This window comes from Enterobacter asburiae (genome assembly GCA_011754535.1).
Lineage (GTDB): Bacteria > Pseudomonadota > Gammaproteobacteria > Enterobacterales > Enterobacteriaceae > Enterobacter > Enterobacter cloacae_N.
In genome coordinates, this window is the sequence record JAAQVN010000001.1 from 1,606,532 (window position 1) to 1,622,282 (window position 15,751).

16 protein-coding genes and 1 pseudogene are annotated in these 15,751 nt (G+C 55.6%); 9 read left to right on the plus strand and 8 right to left on the minus strand.

What is annotated here, in order from left to right; genetic code table 11:
- Positions 1-4: 4 nt before the first annotated feature.
- The 4 genes from HBM95_07505 to HBM95_07520 all read left to right on the plus strand — a co-directional run bounded on the left by HBM95_07505 (position 5) and on the right by HBM95_07520 (position 3,879).
- Positions 5-478, plus strand: a complete 474-nt coding sequence (locus tag HBM95_07505; GenBank protein NIH42776.1) for a YbjO family protein — start codon at positions 5-7, stop codon at positions 476-478.
- Positions 479-518: 40 nt separating this feature from the next.
- Complete coding sequence (gene rlmC / locus HBM95_07510; protein NIH42777.1) at positions 519-1,646, plus strand: 23S rRNA (uracil(747)-C(5))-methyltransferase RlmC; 1,128 nt, start codon at positions 519-521, stop codon at positions 1,644-1,646.
- A gap of 72 nt (positions 1,647-1,718) precedes the next feature.
- Positions 1,719-2,426 carry a response regulator transcription factor gene (locus HBM95_07515; GenBank protein NIH42778.1) on the plus strand — a complete coding sequence of 236 codons (708 nt, stop codon included), beginning with the start codon at positions 1,719-1,721 and terminating at the stop codon, positions 2,424-2,426.
- Entirely contained in the window at positions 2,410-3,879 is a 1,470-nt protein-coding gene (locus HBM95_07520) for a two-component sensor histidine kinase (GenBank protein ID NIH42779.1), read from the plus strand. The genes HBM95_07515 and HBM95_07520 overlap by 17 nt, the downstream gene beginning before the upstream one ends.
- 42 nt (positions 3,880-3,921) lie before the next feature.
- Here HBM95_07520 and artJ (HBM95_07525) read toward each other — a convergent pair whose 3' ends face one another.
- The 6 genes from artJ (HBM95_07525) to HBM95_07550 form a co-directional block, all read right to left on the minus strand.
- Positions 3,922-4,653, minus strand: coding sequence for an arginine ABC transporter substrate-binding protein (gene artJ / locus HBM95_07525; protein NIH42780.1), 732 nt, complete (start codon positions 4,651-4,653; stop codon positions 3,922-3,924).
- A 172-nt stretch (positions 4,654-4,825) separates the two neighbouring features.
- On the minus strand, positions 4,826-5,494 hold the full coding sequence (gene artM, locus HBM95_07530) for an arginine ABC transporter permease ArtM (protein NIH42781.1): 669 nt from the start codon (positions 5,492-5,494) through the stop codon (positions 4,826-4,828).
- Positions 5,494-6,210: an arginine ABC transporter permease ArtQ gene (artQ, locus tag HBM95_07535; GenBank protein ID NIH42782.1), complete on the minus strand. Its 717-nt coding sequence runs from the start codon at positions 6,208-6,210 to the stop codon at positions 5,494-5,496. Before artQ ends, artM begins: the two co-directional genes overlap by 1 nt.
- A 6-nt stretch (positions 6,211-6,216) precedes the next feature.
- Positions 6,217-6,948, minus strand: coding sequence for an arginine ABC transporter substrate-binding protein (gene artJ, locus HBM95_07540; GenBank protein ID NIH42783.1), 732 nt, complete (start codon positions 6,946-6,948; stop codon positions 6,217-6,219).
- Between the two features lie 19 nt (positions 6,949-6,967).
- A complete protein-coding gene (gene artP, locus HBM95_07545) occupies positions 6,968-7,696 on the minus strand; it encodes an arginine ABC transporter ATP-binding protein ArtP (protein ID NIH42784.1) in 729 nt (242 codons plus the stop codon).
- 226 nt (positions 7,697-7,922) lie between these two features.
- Positions 7,923-8,441, minus strand: coding sequence for a lipoprotein (locus HBM95_07550; protein NIH42785.1), 519 nt, complete (start codon positions 8,439-8,441; stop codon positions 7,923-7,925).
- A 96-nt stretch (positions 8,442-8,537) separates the two neighbouring features.
- Here HBM95_07550 and HBM95_07555 point away from each other — a divergent pair, with 96 nt between their 5' ends.
- The 3 genes from HBM95_07555 (at position 8,538) to HBM95_07565 (ending at position 10,584) form a co-directional block, all read left to right on the plus strand.
- Positions 8,538-8,861: a heavy metal-binding domain-containing protein gene (locus HBM95_07555; protein NIH42786.1), complete on the plus strand. Its 324-nt coding sequence runs from the start codon at positions 8,538-8,540 to the stop codon at positions 8,859-8,861.
- The gene (locus HBM95_07560; protein ID NIH42787.1) at positions 8,858-9,688 is read left to right on the plus strand and encodes an N-acetylmuramoyl-L-alanine amidase; all 831 of its coding nucleotides are present in this window, start codon (positions 8,858-8,860) and stop codon (positions 9,686-9,688) included. The genes HBM95_07555 and HBM95_07560 overlap by 4 nt, the downstream gene beginning before the upstream one ends.
- Before the next feature lie 272 nt (positions 9,689-9,960).
- Entirely contained in the window at positions 9,961-10,584 is a 624-nt protein-coding gene (locus tag HBM95_07565; GenBank protein NIH42788.1) for a cAMP-binding protein, read from the plus strand.
- Here HBM95_07565 and HBM95_07570 read toward each other — a convergent pair whose 3' ends face one another.
- Positions 10,585-11,211, minus strand: coding sequence for a hypothetical protein (locus HBM95_07570; GenBank protein NIH42789.1), 627 nt, complete (start codon positions 11,209-11,211; stop codon positions 10,585-10,587).
- Positions 11,211-12,767: pseudogene (locus tag HBM95_07575) on the minus strand (peptidoglycan-binding protein). Before HBM95_07575 ends, HBM95_07570 begins: the two are co-directional and overlap by 1 nt.
- Before the next feature lie 300 nt (positions 12,768-13,067).
- On the opposite strand from HBM95_07575, the gene gspC reads away from it, so the two are divergent.
- Complete coding sequence (gene gspC / locus HBM95_07580; GenBank protein NIH42790.1) at positions 13,068-13,799, plus strand: type II secretion system protein GspC; 732 nt, start codon at positions 13,068-13,070, stop codon at positions 13,797-13,799.
- A 13-nt stretch (positions 13,800-13,812) separates the two neighbouring features.
- Entirely contained in the window at positions 13,813-15,741 is a 1,929-nt protein-coding gene (gspD, locus tag HBM95_07585) for a type II secretion system secretin GspD (GenBank protein ID NIH42791.1), read from the plus strand.
- The last annotated feature ends 10 nt before the right edge of the window (positions 15,742-15,751 follow it).

The following is a 15,751-nucleotide window of genomic DNA, read 5'->3' on the forward strand; positions in this document are numbered from 1 at the left end:
AACATTGGGATTATTAAAAAAATCACGTCTTACGCACGCCCGTCCTAACGTTCCTGCGCTGGTGCAGGTGGCGGCGCTCGCCATTATTATGATCCGCTGCCTGGACGTGCTGATGATTCTGAATACCCTGGGCGTGCGCGGCATCGGGGAATTCATTCACCGCAGCGTGCAGACGTGGAACCTGACGCTGGTCTTTTTGAGCAGCCTGGTGCTGGTGTTTATCGAGATCTACTGCGCGTTTTCGCTGGTTAAAGGGCGCAACTGGGCGCGCTGGGTCTATCTGCTCACGCAAATTACCGCCGCCAGCTATCTGTGGGCCGCCTCGCTGGGCTATGGCTACCCGGAGCTGTTCAGCATTGCCGGTGGCTCAAAGCGCGAGATTTTCCATGCGCTGGTCCTGCAGAAGCTGCCGGATATGCTGGTGCTCTGCCTGCTTTATATTCCTGCCTCCAGTCGGCGGTTCTTCCGTCTGCAATAATGTGTATAATCGCAGCCCTCGTTTTCCTTAAGGTTTTCATATGCAGTGCGCACTCTATGACGCCGGACGCTGTCGCTCCTGTCAGTGGATAGAACAGCCGGTCTCTCAACAACTCACCGCCAAAATGGCCGACCTGCAACAGCTGCTGGCAGAACGCGCGGTGGGCGAGTGGTGCGCACCCGTCAGCGGCCCTGAGCAGGGCTTTCGCAACAAAGCCAAAATGGTGGTCAGCGGCAGCGTTGAAAAACCATTGCTGGGGATGCTGCACCGCGACGGCACGCCGGAAGACTTAACCCACTGCCCGCTGTATCCCGCCTCGTTTGAGCCGGTTTTTGCCGCACTGAAGCCGTTTATCGCTCGCGCGGGGTTAACGCCTTATAACGTCGCCCGCAGGCGCGGCGAGCTGAAGTACCTTCTCCTGACCGAAAGCCAGAAAGACGGCGGGATGATGCTGCGCTTCGTGCTGCGTTCGGAAGCCAAGCTGGAGCAGCTGCGCGCGGCGCTGCCTTGGTTGCAGGAACAGCTTCCCCAGTTAAAGGTGATTACCGCAAATATTCAGCCGGTGCATATGGCAATCATGGAAGGGGAGAAAGAGATTTTCTTCACCGACCAGCACGCGCTGGCGGAGAGCTTCAACGGCGTGCCGCTGTGGATCCGCCCGCAAAGCTTCTTCCAGACCAACCCGACCGTGGCAAGCAGCTTGTACGCCACCGCCCGCGACTGGGTGCGCGCGTTAAACATCAAGCATATGTGGGATCTGTTTTGCGGCGTGGGCGGTTTTGGTCTGCACTGCGCCACGCCTGAGATGAAGCTCACCGGAATTGAGATCTCTGCCGAGGCGATTGCCTGCGCGAAACAGTCCGCCGCTGAACTGGGGTTAACCAATCTGCACTTCCAGGCGCTGGACTCCACGCAGTTTGCCACCGGTCAGGGCAACGTGCCGGAGCTGGTGCTGGTCAATCCGCCGCGCCGTGGCATTGGAAATGCGCTGTGCGACTACCTGAGCCAGATGGCGCCCGATTTTATCGTCTACTCCAGCTGCAACGCGCAGACCATGGCGAAAGACATCGCCAGCCTGCCGGGCTACCGCATTGAGCGGGTACAGCTTTTTGATATGTTCCCGCACACCGCGCATTATGAAGTGCTGACGTTGCTCGTGAAATCTTAAACAAAATGTGAACTCTGCCGGCCCACAAAATCAGGTAAGCTTACGTCATAAGAGATGAATAAAGGCTTACCCATGAAGCAGATCCTGCTGGTGGAAGATGACCACGATATCGCGGCGCTTCTGCGACTCAATTTAGAAGACGAAGGCTACGCCATTACCCACGAGCCCGACGGGGGCAACGCCCTGCAGCGCCTTGAAAAACAGCCGTGGGATGCGGTGATCCTCGACCTGATGCTGCCCAACGTTGACGGCCTGGAAATTTGCCGCCGCATCCGTCAGATGACCCGCTACCTGCCGGTGATCATCATCAGCGCCCGCAGCAGCGAAACCGACCGCATCACCGGGCTGGAAACCGGCGCCGATGACTACCTCGCCAAACCCTTTTCGGTGCAGGAGCTGATCGCCCGCATCAAAGCGCTGTTCCGCCGCCAGCAGGCGATGGGGCAGGCGCAGGCTGACGGGCAAATTCAGGCCCACGGCCTGACGATCGATCCGCTGGCGCGCAGCGTGCTGCTTCACGGCCAGGCGGTGGATCTCACCCCGCGCGAATTCGAACTGCTGTACTTCTTCGCCCGCCATCCCGGCGAGGTGTTTTCCCGTCTGGCGCTGCTGGAGCAGGTGTGGGGCTATCAGCACGAAGGCTATGAGCACACCGTCAACACCCATATCAACCGCCTGCGCATCAAGATTGAGAAGGACGCCGCCGAGCCGGAGATTATTCGCACCGTCTGGGGCAAGGGCTATAAATTTGCGGAGCCAAACCATCATGCGCCGCTTTAGCCTGAGCCAGCGCCTGACGCTGCTGTTTGTCCTGCTGATGATGCTCTGCGCCACCGTCGCCTGCGCGGTACAGCTCTACAGCAGTATGCAGTACGGCAATGCGATGGTGCAGCGGTTGTCGGGCGGCCTGGCGCAGCAGATCGTCCAGCGGGAACCGATTCTGGACGGGCAGGGCAGGGTCGACCGCAGCGCACTGAAACCGCTGTTTGACCGGCTGATGACCTTTAATCCGAGCGTTGAGCTGTACGTCGTCTCCCCGGATGGTGATATTCTGGCCGACGCCGCACCGCCGGGCCATATTCAGCGGCAAAAAATCGACCTGGCACCGGTTCAGACCTTCCTGAGCGGTACCGCCATACCGGTACTGGGCGACGATCCGCGCAGTCAAAATAAAAAAGTGTTCAGCGCCACGCCGCTGCGACAGGACGGCGAGCTTAAGGGCTACCTGTACATTATTTTGCAGGGCGAGGAGTCGAACGCGCTGGCGGAAATGGCCTGGCATAAGGCGCTCTGGAGCACGGTACTCTGGTCATTGCTGTGGGTCGCGTTGTTTGGCCTGCTGGCGGGACTGCTGGTCTGGTACTGGGTGACGCGACCGGTTAAGCGCCTGACGGAGGAGGTCACCGGCCTGGAGCAGGACAGCATTAGCGCAATCAGGTTGCTGGCAGCACAGCCGCCGGACGCCGCGGCCAATGACGAAGTGGCCCTCCTGCGCAACAGTTTTATCGAGCTGGCGCGGAAAATCACCCGCCAGTGGGACCAGCTGGCCGACAGCGATCGCCAGCGCAGGGAGTTTATCGCCAATATTTCGCACGATCTCCGCACGCCGCTCACCTCGCTGCTGGGCTATCTGGAAACCCTGTCGCTCAAATCCGCCACCCTGACGCCGCAGGAGCACCAGCAGTATCTCGCCACCGCGCTGCGTCAGGGACAAAAGGTACGTCATCTTTCGCAGCAGCTGTTCGAGCTGGCGCGCCTTGAGCACGGCGGCATTAAGCCTCAGCGCGAGCGTTTCGCGATGGGAGAGCTGATTTCCGATGTGGCGCAGAAGTTTGAGCTCACCGCCCGCACGCGCGAGGTCAATCTGCATATTGACGTGCCTGGGCCCCTGCCGCTGGTCAATGCCGATGTGTCGATGATCGAGCGCGTGGTGACCAACCTGCTGGATAACGCGATGCGTCATACGCCCACCGGCGGGGAAATTCGTCTGGCGGTCTGGCAGGAGAATGAACAGCTTCAGGTCGAAGTAGCCGACACCGGAACGGGGGTGGATGCCTCGCTGCGCGACGATCTGTTCCAGCGGCCGTCGGCGCTGAATACCCAGGCAGCGCGGGAGAACCGCGGTGGGTTAGGGCTGTTAATCGTTAAGCGTATGCTGGAGCTGCACGGCGGCGGGATCAGGCTGATGGAGTCGGTGAGCGGGGCGCGGTTCAGGTTCTTTGTACCGCTGTGAGAGAGTGCCGGGTACGGCGAAGCCGCCACCCGGCAAAAGAGATTACTGCGGGAACCACTGGTCGCTGATTTTCTGATACGTGCCGTCCGCTTTAATTGCCTTCAGCGCGCCGTTCAGTTTTTCCAGCAGGGCCTTGTTATCCGGACGCACCGCGATGCCGAGGCCCGTGCCGAAGTACTGCGGGTCGGTGACTTTCTCGGTCGCCGTACCCAGCTGCGGATTGGTTTTCAGCCATTCGTTCACCACGGCGGTGTCGCCGAATACGCCATCAATACGGCCGTTTTTCAGGTCGATAATCGCGTTCTGGTAGCTGTCATAGGCCACGGTCTTCACTTCAGGATGCTTGTCCTGCAGGTATTTCTGGTGCGTGGTGCCGTTTTCCATCCCGATGCGTTTGCCTTTCAGCTCTTCGAAGGACTTGTACGCCCCTTTCTTCGCAATCACTACCGCCGAGTTGGCGTAGTACGGGTCGGTAAATGCCACCTGCTTGCTGCGCTCCGGCGTGATGTCCATCCCGGAGATCACCGCATCGTATTTTTTGAATTTCAGCGACGGGATCAGGCTGTCAAATGCGTGGTTGGTAAAGGTGCAGTCGGCCTGCATCTGCTTGCACAGCGCTTTCGCCAGGTCGATATCGAAACCGACGATCTGGTTGCTGGCATCCAGCGATTCAAACGGCGGATAAGTCGCCGAAACGCCAAAATTGATTTTATCAGCAGCGGATGCGCCAGCGGCGAAGGTTGCCAGTAGTGCGGCCAGAACTAACTTTTTCATTGTAATGCTCCCGTCTGTCTTATTTATGCGCCGTGTCTGCGGCATGGATGTACAATGCCATTTAATGAATTTATATGCAATAAAAATGATTAAATATTATTTTCATGGCAAAAAAAGCGGATAACCCATCAGGTTACCCGCTCTGTGAATATCGTTTTATGCACTCGTGTGGTTAATTTCTGCGCTCAAATGCTAACGCTTTACGCTCAATCAGACGCATCATCAGCGTCAGCAGGCCGTTTACCACCAGATAGACCACGCCGGCCGCGCCGAACACCATCACGTCATAGGTGCGCCCGTACAGCAGCTGCCCGTGGCCCATAACTTCCATCAGGGTGATGGTGTAGGCCAGAGAGGTACTCTTGAACACCAGCACCACTTCGTTGGAGTAGGAGGAGAGTGCGCGCTTAAAGGCGTACGGCAGCAGGATTGCCAGCGTGTCTTTCTTGCTCATGCCCAGCGCCCCGCAGGACTGCCATTGTCCTTCCGGGATGGCGCGGATCGCACCAAAGAACAGCTGCGTGGTATAGGCCGCACTGTTCAACGAAAGGGCAATCAGGGCGCACAGCCACGGCTCAGAGAGCAGGTGCCAGATAACCGGATACTCCTGCAGCGACGGGAACTGGCCCGGGCCGTAGTAAATCAGGAAGATCTGCACCAGCAGCGGCGTACCGGTAAACAGGGTGATATAGCCGCGCACGATCCACACCAGCACCGGCGTTTTCAGCGTCAGGACGATGGTGAAGATAAGGGCCAGGATCAGCGCCACGATAATGGACGCCACGGTCAGCGTCAGGCTGGTGTGCAGCCCTTTCATCAGCTCGGGGAAATATTCAAGCATCAGCCTGGTCTCCGTTCAAAGCGCGTCGCACGCAGGTCAATACGCTTGAGGATGTACTGACTGAGCAACGTGATCACCAGGTAGATAGCCGCCGCCACGATGTACCACGTAAAAGGCTCCTGGGTACGGGTGGCGATGCTTTTGGTTTGCAGCATTAAATCGTTAACGCTGATCAGGCTCACCAGCGCGGTATCTTTCAGCAATACCAGCCACTGGTTACCCAGCCCCGGCAGGGCGTGACGCCACATCTGCGGCATCACCAGACGGAAGAAGATGGCTGATTTCGACAGGCCTAACGCCTGACCGGACTCCCACTGCCCCTGCGGTACGGCCTTCAGCGCACCGCGCAGGGTTTGCGACGCGTACGCGGAGTAGAGCAGGGAGAGGGCAATCACGCCGCACAGGAACGGGCTGACGTCGAAGTTTTCAATCTGCATCTGCACCGGGATCTGCGTAAAGCCAAGATTGAGGGTGAAGCCGTCCGACAGCGTGAGCAGCAGCTGCGAGGAGCCGAAATAGATGAACAGGACCACCAGAATTTCCGGTAGCCCACGCAGCACGGTGACCAGCGCGGAGCCTGTCCAGGCGACGGGGAACCATTTCGCCGATTCCCACACCGCAAAGAACATCGCCAGCACGAGGCCGATAATCAGTGCGCAAACGGCAAGGCCGACGGTCATCCCGGCGGCGCTTGCTAAAGGAAATATTTCATTCATCAGGAATTACTTCTGGAACCATTTTTTGTAGATGGTTTCGTAGGTGCCGTCTTTCTTCACTTTTTCCAGCGCAGCGTTGAATTTCTGCTGCAGCTCGGTGTTGCCCTGACGAACGGCAATCCCCAGACCGGTACCGAAGTAATCCTTATCGGTCACTTTGTCGCCCACTGGCGCCAGTTTGTCGTTGGCTTTCAGCCACTCGGTCACGACAGCGGTATCACCAAATACGCCGTCGATACGGCCATTCTGCAGATCCAGCTTCGCGTTCTGGTAGCTGTCATACGGAACGGTGGTGATTTCCGGGTGTTTATCCATGATGAATTTCTGGTGCGTGGTACCGTTCTGCACGCCCACTTTTTTGCCTTTCAGCTGATCGACAGAGGTGAATTTACCTTTCTGACCAATAAACAGGGCGGAGTTGTCGTAGTAAGGGGTGGTGAACAGCACCTGCTTTTCACGCTCCGGGGTGATGTCCATACCGGCCATGACGGCGTCAATACGGCGGAACTTCAGGCTTGGGATCAGGCTGTCGAACGCCTGGTTGCTGAAGGTACAGGTTGCATCGATCTCTTTACACAGGGCGTTTGCCAGGTCTACGTCGAAGCCAACAATTTTGTTGTTCGCATCAATGGACTCAAACGGAGGGTAAGAGGCTTCCGTGGCGAAACGAATGGTCTGGGCTGCGGTAGCGGAAAGGGTAACGCCAGCAAGCAGCACGGCAAGTAATACTTTTTTCATTATATTTCCCCTGACACAATCAATGAGATAAATAGTTTTTGAAGGCATCGGTTTGCGGGTTCGCGAAGCAGCTCGCGTCACCTTGCTCAACGATGTACCCGTTTTCCATGTAGACCACACGGCTGGCGGTTTTACGCGCCACTTCCACTTCGTGGGTAACGATGACCTGCGTGATATTGGTTTCCGCCAGCTCGCGAATAATGCTCACGATCTGGGCAGTGATTTCCGGGTCCAGCGCCGCGGTCGGTTCATCAAACAGCAGTACCGCAGGCTCCATCATCAGCGCGCGGGCAATGGCTACGCGCTGCTGCTGACCCCCGGAGAGGTGCAGCGGATAGCGGTCGCTGTAGGGCTTAAGGCGCAGACGTTCCAGCAGCTTTTCGGCACGCGCGATGGCCTGCTCCTTGCTTAACCCCAGCACGCGGCACGGGGCTTCAATCAGGTTTTGCAGGACGGTCAGATGCGGCCAGAGATTGTATTGCTGGAAGACCATGCCGACGTTTTGACGCAGCTCGCGAATCGCTTTATCTGACGGGGTTTTCGCGAAATCAAAATGGTTACCAGCGATAGCCAGCGTACCGGAACGGGGCATTTCAAGCAGATTAAGGACGCGCAGAAGGGAGCTTTTGCCTGCACCGCTTGGGCCAAGTAAAACCAGCGTTTCGCCTTCCGGGCAGTTCAGCGTGATGTCAAACAGCGCCTGGTGTGCGCCGTAGAAGCAGTTAATGCCGTTTAGTTTAATACTCATCGGGGCAGTCTTTACTCATCCAGGCAATCTATAGCAATTGAGGCCGCAGATAGTACCGTTGACAGAATAGTTATGCAATATTTCTGCGTTAAAAGTTAAATATAACCCGTATTTCCTCTTAAACATAGCACAAAATAGCGAACGGCAAGGTCGGCGAGTATAAATGTCGGCATTCCGCACGAAATGCCGGACATTTTACGGGGGTAACATTTTTATCACTGATGATTTAGCGGTTCTCAATCGACTGGCGCAGCGTGCCGGCCGGGGCATGAACGCTGCCGCCGATGTAGCGCACGTCGTCCACCGCCCAGCACTGACCTTCACGGATCATCAGCACTTCATCCTGCCAGGTCTGGGTTCCCTGGGTCAGCTTCACGCGCAGCGGAATGTTCCGCGCATCGGTGTTCGGGATGGTTGACGCGCTGGCCACCTCGGCGCTGTCCGGCAGCGTGGCGCGGCTGGAGAACGAATCGGATTTCAGCAGGGCGTTATGCTGCGGATCGCGGGTTGCGTCGTTGAGCAGTTTTGCCAGGTTATCGCTCAGGTACGGGCGCAGGGCGGTCAGGTCATTCCCGCGATGCTGAATGCGGTAATCATAAAATTGTTGCGCCACGGCATCCGGGCCGCCGTCGATGCAGGGGCCGCTGCGGGTACCGATATCCTTAAAGGCTGGCGTGACCGTGGTGGTACAGGCGCTGAGCACCAGCGCGCAGGGCACTAAAAGTGTTAAAGCAGAGTAGCGCATGTTGATTTCCTTATTTATTAACTATCCTTTCAATCATAGCGTAACGAACCGATAATGCTGTGCCTAAGGCATTGAACGCTAAAGAAGGAGAAAAGAATGCAGTTTTCAACAACGCCAACCCTGGAAGGACAAACCATCACCGAGTATTGCGGCGTGGTTACCGGCGAAGCGATTCTCGGCGCGAACATTTTCCGGGATTTCTTTGCCGGCATTCGTGACATCGTCGGTGGACGCTCCGGCGCGTACGAAAAAGAGCTGCGTAAAGCGCGAGAAATTGCGTTTAAGGAGCTCGGCGAGCAGGCAAAAGCGCTGGGCGCGGACGCCGTTGTGGGAATCGATATTGATTATGAAACCGTCGGCAAAGATTCCAGCATGCTGATGGTGAGCGTAAGCGGCACGGCGGTGAAAACCCGTCGATGAAGCGTTCGCTTTCAACGCTCCTGCTGGCGATGTTGCTGGCAGGATGCGCCCCGGAAAAAGGTATTGTTGATAAAGGCGCCTACGAGCTGGATACGCGCCATCAGGCGCAGGCGGCCTATCCGCGTATCAAGGTGCTGGTAATCCACTATACCGCCGATGACTTCGACACCTCGCTTGCGACCTTAACCGACAAAAACGTCAGTTCGCATTATCTGATCCCCGCGAAGCCCCCGGCACCGGACGGCAAGCCGCGCATCTGGCAGCTGGTGCCGGAGAGCGAGCTGGCCTGGCACGCCGGCATCAGCTTCTGGCGCGGCACCAACCGCATCAATGATACGTCTGTCGGCATTGAGCTGGAAAATCGTGGCTGGCAGAAAACGGCCGGGGTGAAGCATTTTACGCCATTTGAGCCTGCGCAGATTGCGGCGCTGGTGCCGCTCGCGAAAGATATCATTGCCCGCTACAGCATCAGGCCTGAAAACGTAGTGGCCCATTCGGACATTGCGCCGCAGCGCAAAGACGATCCTGGCCCACTGTTCCCGTGGCGGGAGCTGGCTCAGCAGGGGATAGGTGCATGGCCCGATCCCGCGCGCGTGGCGTTCTATATAAACGGACGACCGCGCTTTCAGCAGGTAGATACCGTCGCGTTGCTCGATGTGCTTGCGCGCTATGGCTATGACGTGCCGGTTAACAGTACCCCGGCGCAGCAGAAACGCATCATCATGGCATTCCAGATGCACTTCAGGCCTGACCTGTGGAACGGCATCGCCGATGTTGAAACGATGGCCATAGGTGAAGCGCTCTTAGAGAAGTACGGGCAGGGGTAATCCTTCGGAATACCCCGAATCAGTTGTTTTTCCTGAAAACCCTTCAGATTAATCTTAAGTACAAACTCAATTCATTTTTAGTTAATTGACTTAAAATTATCCGGATTTAAGATAGACACATAGCTTGCTAACTAATGCAGCAGATAAATATATCGCATTCAGTTCTTAATTGTTCTCCTTGAGAACATCTTCAGAAAAATTTTCGAAGATTAAGGCTTTTATAGCCTTGGTCCTGCATCTTTAAAATTTCATATCTTAAATCGGGTATAACAATGTTAAGCATCTACGCAAAAAAATTACGTCCGCAACATGAAATGGAAGCCATTATTTCCGCAACTTCAGGTTTTGAAGAAAAAACTTTAAAGAAATGGCAAAAAATATCCACGTCTGATTCGCAATATATTCATATTATCGTCAGCGGCGAAGTGGAGTTCCGACGCGAATCCGACGAGCTGTGCATGTTCACGGTAACGGGTCAGTGCATTTTTGGCCTCGCGGCTATGTACTACAATGCGACCCACATGTACGGCCTCGTTCGCGCCAACACCGTGGTGCGCTCAATCAAAAAAGACGTCTTCGCGCAGCTGATGACCGATAAAAACTTATGGCCTGAACTGACCAAAGTGCTCTCCTGGTACATTTGCATGCTGAGCAAACGCGATGATGTGCTGGTTGCCCGCAGTGCTTATTCTGTCGTACGTGAATTTTTGTACGAAATTAACGATCTAATTGTTCATCATCAGCGCGATATCAATATTTATGATTATATTCAGGAATACACCAACCTGGCGCGCAGTACCATTATTAAAATCCTCTCCGATCTGAAAAAAGGTCAGTATATTGTCGTGGAAAAGGGTCGACTCCTTAACCTGACAACGTTGCCTGAAAAATATTAACTACTCCAGCCGGTCTCCTTTCTTACTCAAAGGTGACCGGGGATCCACTTTCTGCAATGAACCTTTCTGCGAATTATCCTGCGTCTCGTCAACCGGCGGCGCGGGAATTTTGCCTTGCGAATAATCCTGCTCTTGTTCTTTTAATGCCTGCTTAAATAATTCGGTTATTGAGGCATCGTCACCGCTCGCGCTGGCGGGTACCGCATCGTGCGCTTCGGTTCCGGGTAAAGTATCCCGCGAGGTATCGTGCGGCACGCCGCCGTCAGGTGCCTGCTGCCAGTCAGCATCATCGCTGTTGATGGGCAGATCCTGCATGGCGGGAACATCAGCGTGTACCGGCGCGGGTTTCGGATGCGGATGCGGGAACGGCTTACTTACATACACGTAGTGCATATCTGAAAGCTGTGTTTCGGGTTTCGCGACGCTCGCTTTAACCGGTTCCGGCACAGGATGGCGCAGGTTCCAGTAAACGTGCGCGTACAACCCTGCCATGACCATGGCGCACAAACCTAACGCCCATAAAAGGGTATTACCGCAAATTTTTCTCAGGCTGGGGAAGCGGTATGAAAACCAGACCGCCTCCCCGGTGACGTAGCTGCGCTGAGCCGCAAGACAGATGGTAGACATTAGGAATGCTTCTCCTGCGTTTTGGCGTCTGATGTGGCCTGGAGCAATACGCTCGGCGTGGTATGGGTTTCACGCATGAGCTGCATCAGCGTGTCTTCCCCAGGAATGCCATCCACGTGCAGATTCATTTTTTGCTGGAACTCGCGGGTGCGTTTCATCATCTCCGCCGTCCAGGTCTGAGCATGGGTTTCAGGCTGGGCAAGAGCCAGGCTCAGTTGCTGATCCAGCCAGCCCATGTCTTTCGCATCGCTGGCGGCACTGATGGCGTCTTTACCTTCCGGCGTCAGGCGGTGCAGCTGGGTATAGTTCCCGGTCGCATGCTGGTTAAACCAGCTGCGGCTTACCTGCCAGGTGCGGTTGTTCATCAGCAGGTCGATAGAGGTATCCCCAACGCGGGCGACCACGGCGTAGTTAAGATGGTCACCGGTTTTGAGTTCACTGACCCACGGATAACCCTCTCGTGCCAGCGCATCCGGCGAGGCGTTGCCCTGTTTACACATCAGGTTCACCTTCGCGGCGTTTTGACACAGGGCGTCATCCGCCAAGGCGTCGTACCCCCACGTCAGGTAAAGCTGGTGCATCGCATCCGGCTGATTAACCATTTCGTTGTCGATAACCGGCAACGCGGGTGCCTCAACTTTTGGTGCCTGCTGTCTCCAGCTGACGGGCACCGGCAGTTGAACGGGAAGTTTTGCGGTGATCGAGGAGGTTAAATACCAGCCGCAGGCGGCGAACAGCACGGAAGCGAACAGTCCCACGGTCGCCAGGCGCTTACCGTGTTTTTTCGCAGGAAGGATCTCACCGGCCGCCAGGCGTAAATGACGCGGGCTAACCTGTAGCGCACGTTCGGTCCAGGCGGCCAGCATTGACAGGTGTGCCAGTTCATTCAGCTTGCTGATATTCCCTTTGGTCAGCGCGTGCATCTTACGCACGCGCGCCGGCGTAAGCGGCGAGTTCTCGCACCCGTGCTCTTCACACTGCGCCTGCACTTAGCCGAGAAATTCCCGGCAGGTCAGGGGGCGAAGCGTGTGGCGGGTATGCGCATATTCACGCAGTTCAGATTGCTGCATCAGAACGGCGTCCTGATCCTTCGTGCCCATCAGCACCACGGCCAGGCGAAACTCCAGCTCCTGGGCGCGCGTGAGCAACATACCCAGCACCTCGCGGCAGCTCTCTTTCATGGCTTCGGTATGGGTAATGACCAGCACTTTCGTTCTGGCTTTCCCACCCTGCCACTGCTGCAGCACCGCATCTACCGCCTGAATCCGGTTCTTGTTCTCTTTCGTTCCCGGGTTGAGCTTGTACAGCAGGCTACTGGCGCTCAGTTTTGGAAACGCGTTGATGGCAAGAACGCCGGGCGTCGCGGTTTTCAGCGCATGGCTGAACTGACCTAACAAACGGGCGTCGTCACAAAAGAGACCGCTCACGCCCGCCTGTTGGGTTTTCTCTTTCAGCAGGTTGAACACGTCCTGATGATAGGGCACCAGAAAATCCCCGGATGAGCGGGCAATCTCCCTGAACGGCGGGTTTTTAAAATGAAAGTGGCTCTGATACATAACGACTTACCGTCTCTGATTAGGAATAGCAACAGGACGAGAAAGTAAAGCAACGCTATAGGGTGGTCAATTTGCGTGCAGGGTAAAAATATCCAGTGGATGATGCCTAACATCTGGATTTTATACGGTCAATATTTTTCTTTATGAAAGTTAGCGGCAAAGTCAGTGGTCGTATTTACAGCAGCTAATTACTATTTTCTCACATATTGGCGCAGCACGACGCTGCTTATTTTCGCTTTGTTAAAGGCCAGATGAAAAATGAGGTTCTCATTTCTGTCACGGTGGATAACGCCTTGCATTATGTTTGCGCTGTTAATTTTTTGCGGCCAGCAAGGCTATCTGACGTTTAAAGATTATAAAAAAGTTACGAATAAGTTGGCTAAATCTGATGAACAGCCACTGAAAAATCGTCGTGAAGAAAAAAAGTTCACCCTTTTCACGGCTGCGGTGCGTCAGGACAACTTACCGACTGCGACGAAAGCCCCGCTGGCAGCGGAAATAGAAGGTATCGTGCGTAGCGATGACGCCTGGCTTTCCTTCGCGGTTATCAAAACACCGGGGGGGGAGAAGAGCTATCGTGAAGGCGAGCCTCTGACCGGTTTCAACGATGCGTTTATTCAGGAAATTAACAAAGACAATGTGGTGGTTAATTACGAAGGTGCTACGCAGGTACTGGCGTTAAATAAGCCTGACTATTTTAAGGGTGGCGTTGACAGCGGCCCGGTAACCAAATCGACGAAAGATGCAGGTGCGGAAAGCGTGCATCTGGATGATTATCTGGTGCTCAAACCGTTAATCGAAAAAGGCCAGCTGGAAGGCTACAACATTAATCCAAGGAATGCCTCCTCGTTCTATAGCCATTCCGGGCTACAAAAGGGCGATGTGGCGGTAGAAGTTAACTCTGTCGATATGACCGATGAAGCAAAGGCAAAAAGTATTATTGCCAACTGGTCGACAATGAAAGAAGCGGAGGTCGTCGTCAGACGTCACGCTCACCTTGAAAATATTCGGGTCAATGTTCTAAACAATTAACAAGTGTACAGACATGAAGAAATTTCCTTGGGCGTGCGTGGCGCTGACCGCATTGTCGTTATATTCCAGTTCGCTGCTTGCAGCCAACTTTAGCGCGAGCTTTAAAAATACCGATATCCGCGAGTTTATCGATACGGTAGGCCGCAATCTTAACAAAACCATTCTCGTCGACCCGTCCGTTCAGGGCACGGTGTCGGTCAGAACCTATAACGTGCTGACGGAAGATGAGTATTACCAGTTCTTCCTGAGCGTGCTGGATCTGTATGGTCTGTCGGTGATCCCGATGGACAACGGGATGGTGAAAGTGGTGCGCTCAAGCGTAGCCCGCACCGCGGGTGCGCCGCTGGCCGACAGCAAAAACCCGGGCAAGGGCGATGAGATCATCACCCGCGTGGTGCGCATGGAAAATGTGCCGGTGCGCGAGCTTGCCCCGCTGCTGCGTCAGCTTAACGATGCCACCGGTATCGGGAACGTGGTCCACTTCGAACCGTCCAACGTGCTGCTGTTAACCGGTAAAGCCTCGGTGGTTAACCGCCTGGTTGACCTGGTGCAGCGCGTCGATAAAAACGGTGTTCAGCGTCGCGAAATTGTGCCGCTGCGTTTTGCTTCCGCCAAAGATCTGTCGGATATGCTGAATAACCTCAACAACGAGGAGCAGAAAGGGCAGAACGCACCGCAGCTGGCCACAAAAGTGGTGGCCGATGACGAAACCAACAGCCTGGTGATCAGCGGCCCGGAAGACGCGCGCGCGCGTACCCGTTCCCTTATTCATCAGCTGGACCGTGAGCAGAACAACGAGGGGAATACCCGCGTCTTCTATCTCAAATATGCCAGCGCCACCAAAGTGGTTCCGGTTCTCACCGGGATTGGCGAGCAGCTGAAAGACAAGCCGGGCACCGCCAAAGCGAAAACCGCGAGAGCCTCAACGGATCTGAATATTACCGCCGACGAGTCAACCAACTCCCTGGTGATCACCGCGCAGCCTAACGTGATGAACTCCCTGGAGAAGGTGATCGACAAGCTGGATATTCGTCGTCCGCAGGTGCTGGTGGAAGCGATCATTGCTGAAGTGCAGGACGGCAACGGCCTGGATCTCGGCGTGCAGTGGACCGGCAAGCACGGTGGCGTACAGTTCGGCTCCACCGGCCTGCCAATCAGCCAGATTAAGAACGGCACCATGAAGGGGGCGAGCTTCACCGGCCTGGCGACCGGCTTCTTTAACGGTGATTTCGGCGCCCTGATGACCGCGCTCTCTACCGACGGTAAAAACGACATTCTCTCCACGCCAAGCGTCGTTACGCTGGATAACAAAGAAGCGTCGTTTAACGTCGGCCAGGACGTGCCGGTCCTTTCCGGTTCGCAGACCACCAGCGGCGACAACGTCTTTAACTCCGTTGAGCGTAAGACCGTCGGTACCAAGCTGAAAATTGTGCCGCAAATCAACGATGGCGACATGATCCACCTGAAGATTGAGCAGGAAGTGTCCAGCGTTGACAACAGCGCAACGGAAGACGCCAGCCTCGGCCCAACCTTCAACACCCGCACCATCAATAACGAAGTGATGGTGCACAGCGGTCAGACGGTGGTGCTTGGCGGCCTGATGGAAAATGTCACTAAACAGTCGGTCTCCAAAGTCCCGCTGCTGGGCGATATCCCGCTGGTCGGGCAGCTGTTCCGCTACACCTCGCAGGATACCTCCAAGCGCAACCTGATGGTGTTTATCCATACCACCGTCCTGCGTGACGACGAAAACTACAGCGCGGCGTCGAAAGAGAAATATGACCAGATCCGCGTTCGCCAGATGCAGCGCGCGGAGGAGAAAAAGCTCGGCATTCTTGAACCGGCGGATAACGCCGTTTTACCCGCGTTTCCGTCGACCGGCACCAGTACCCACGCCGCTCCGGTGAAAACCAGCGCGACGCGCAATCCGTTTAAAGAGTAAGGCGGAGGGG

Excerpts from the sequence above, each read along its gene's own strand:
- rlmC (NIH42777.1), top strand. The coding sequence starts at position 519 with ATGCAGTGCGCACTCTATGACGCCGGACGCTGTCGCTCCTGTCAGTGG.
- HBM95_07515 (NIH42778.1), top strand. The coding sequence starts at position 1,719 with ATGAAGCAGATCCTGCTGGTGGAAGATGACCACGATATCGCGGCGCTT.
- artJ (NIH42780.1), bottom strand. The coding sequence starts at position 4,653 with ATGAAAAAGTTAGTTCTGGCCGCACTACTGGCAACCTTCGCCGCTGGC.
- artM (NIH42781.1), bottom strand. The coding sequence starts at position 5,494 with ATGCTTGAATATTTCCCCGAGCTGATGAAAGGGCTGCACACCAGCCTG.
- artQ (NIH42782.1), bottom strand. The coding sequence starts at position 6,210 with ATGAATGAAATATTTCCTTTAGCAAGCGCCGCCGGGATGACCGTCGGC.
- artJ (NIH42783.1), bottom strand. The coding sequence starts at position 6,948 with ATGAAAAAAGTATTACTTGCCGTGCTGCTTGCTGGCGTTACCCTTTCC.
- artP (NIH42784.1), bottom strand. The coding sequence starts at position 7,696 with ATGAGTATTAAACTAAACGGCATTAACTGCTTCTACGGCGCACACCAG.
- HBM95_07550 (NIH42785.1), bottom strand. The coding sequence starts at position 8,441 with ATGCGCTACTCTGCTTTAACACTTTTAGTGCCCTGCGCGCTGGTGCTC.
- HBM95_07555 (NIH42786.1), top strand. The coding sequence starts at position 8,538 with ATGCAGTTTTCAACAACGCCAACCCTGGAAGGACAAACCATCACCGAG.
- HBM95_07560 (NIH42787.1), top strand. The coding sequence starts at position 8,858 with ATGAAGCGTTCGCTTTCAACGCTCCTGCTGGCGATGTTGCTGGCAGGA.
- HBM95_07565 (NIH42788.1), top strand. The coding sequence starts at position 9,961 with ATGTTAAGCATCTACGCAAAAAAATTACGTCCGCAACATGAAATGGAA.
- HBM95_07570 (NIH42789.1), bottom strand. The coding sequence starts at position 11,211 with ATGTCTACCATCTGTCTTGCGGCTCAGCGCAGCTACGTCACCGGGGAG.
- gspC (NIH42790.1), top strand. The coding sequence starts at position 13,068 with ATGTTTGCGCTGTTAATTTTTTGCGGCCAGCAAGGCTATCTGACGTTT.
- gspD (NIH42791.1), top strand. The coding sequence starts at position 13,813 with ATGAAGAAATTTCCTTGGGCGTGCGTGGCGCTGACCGCATTGTCGTTA.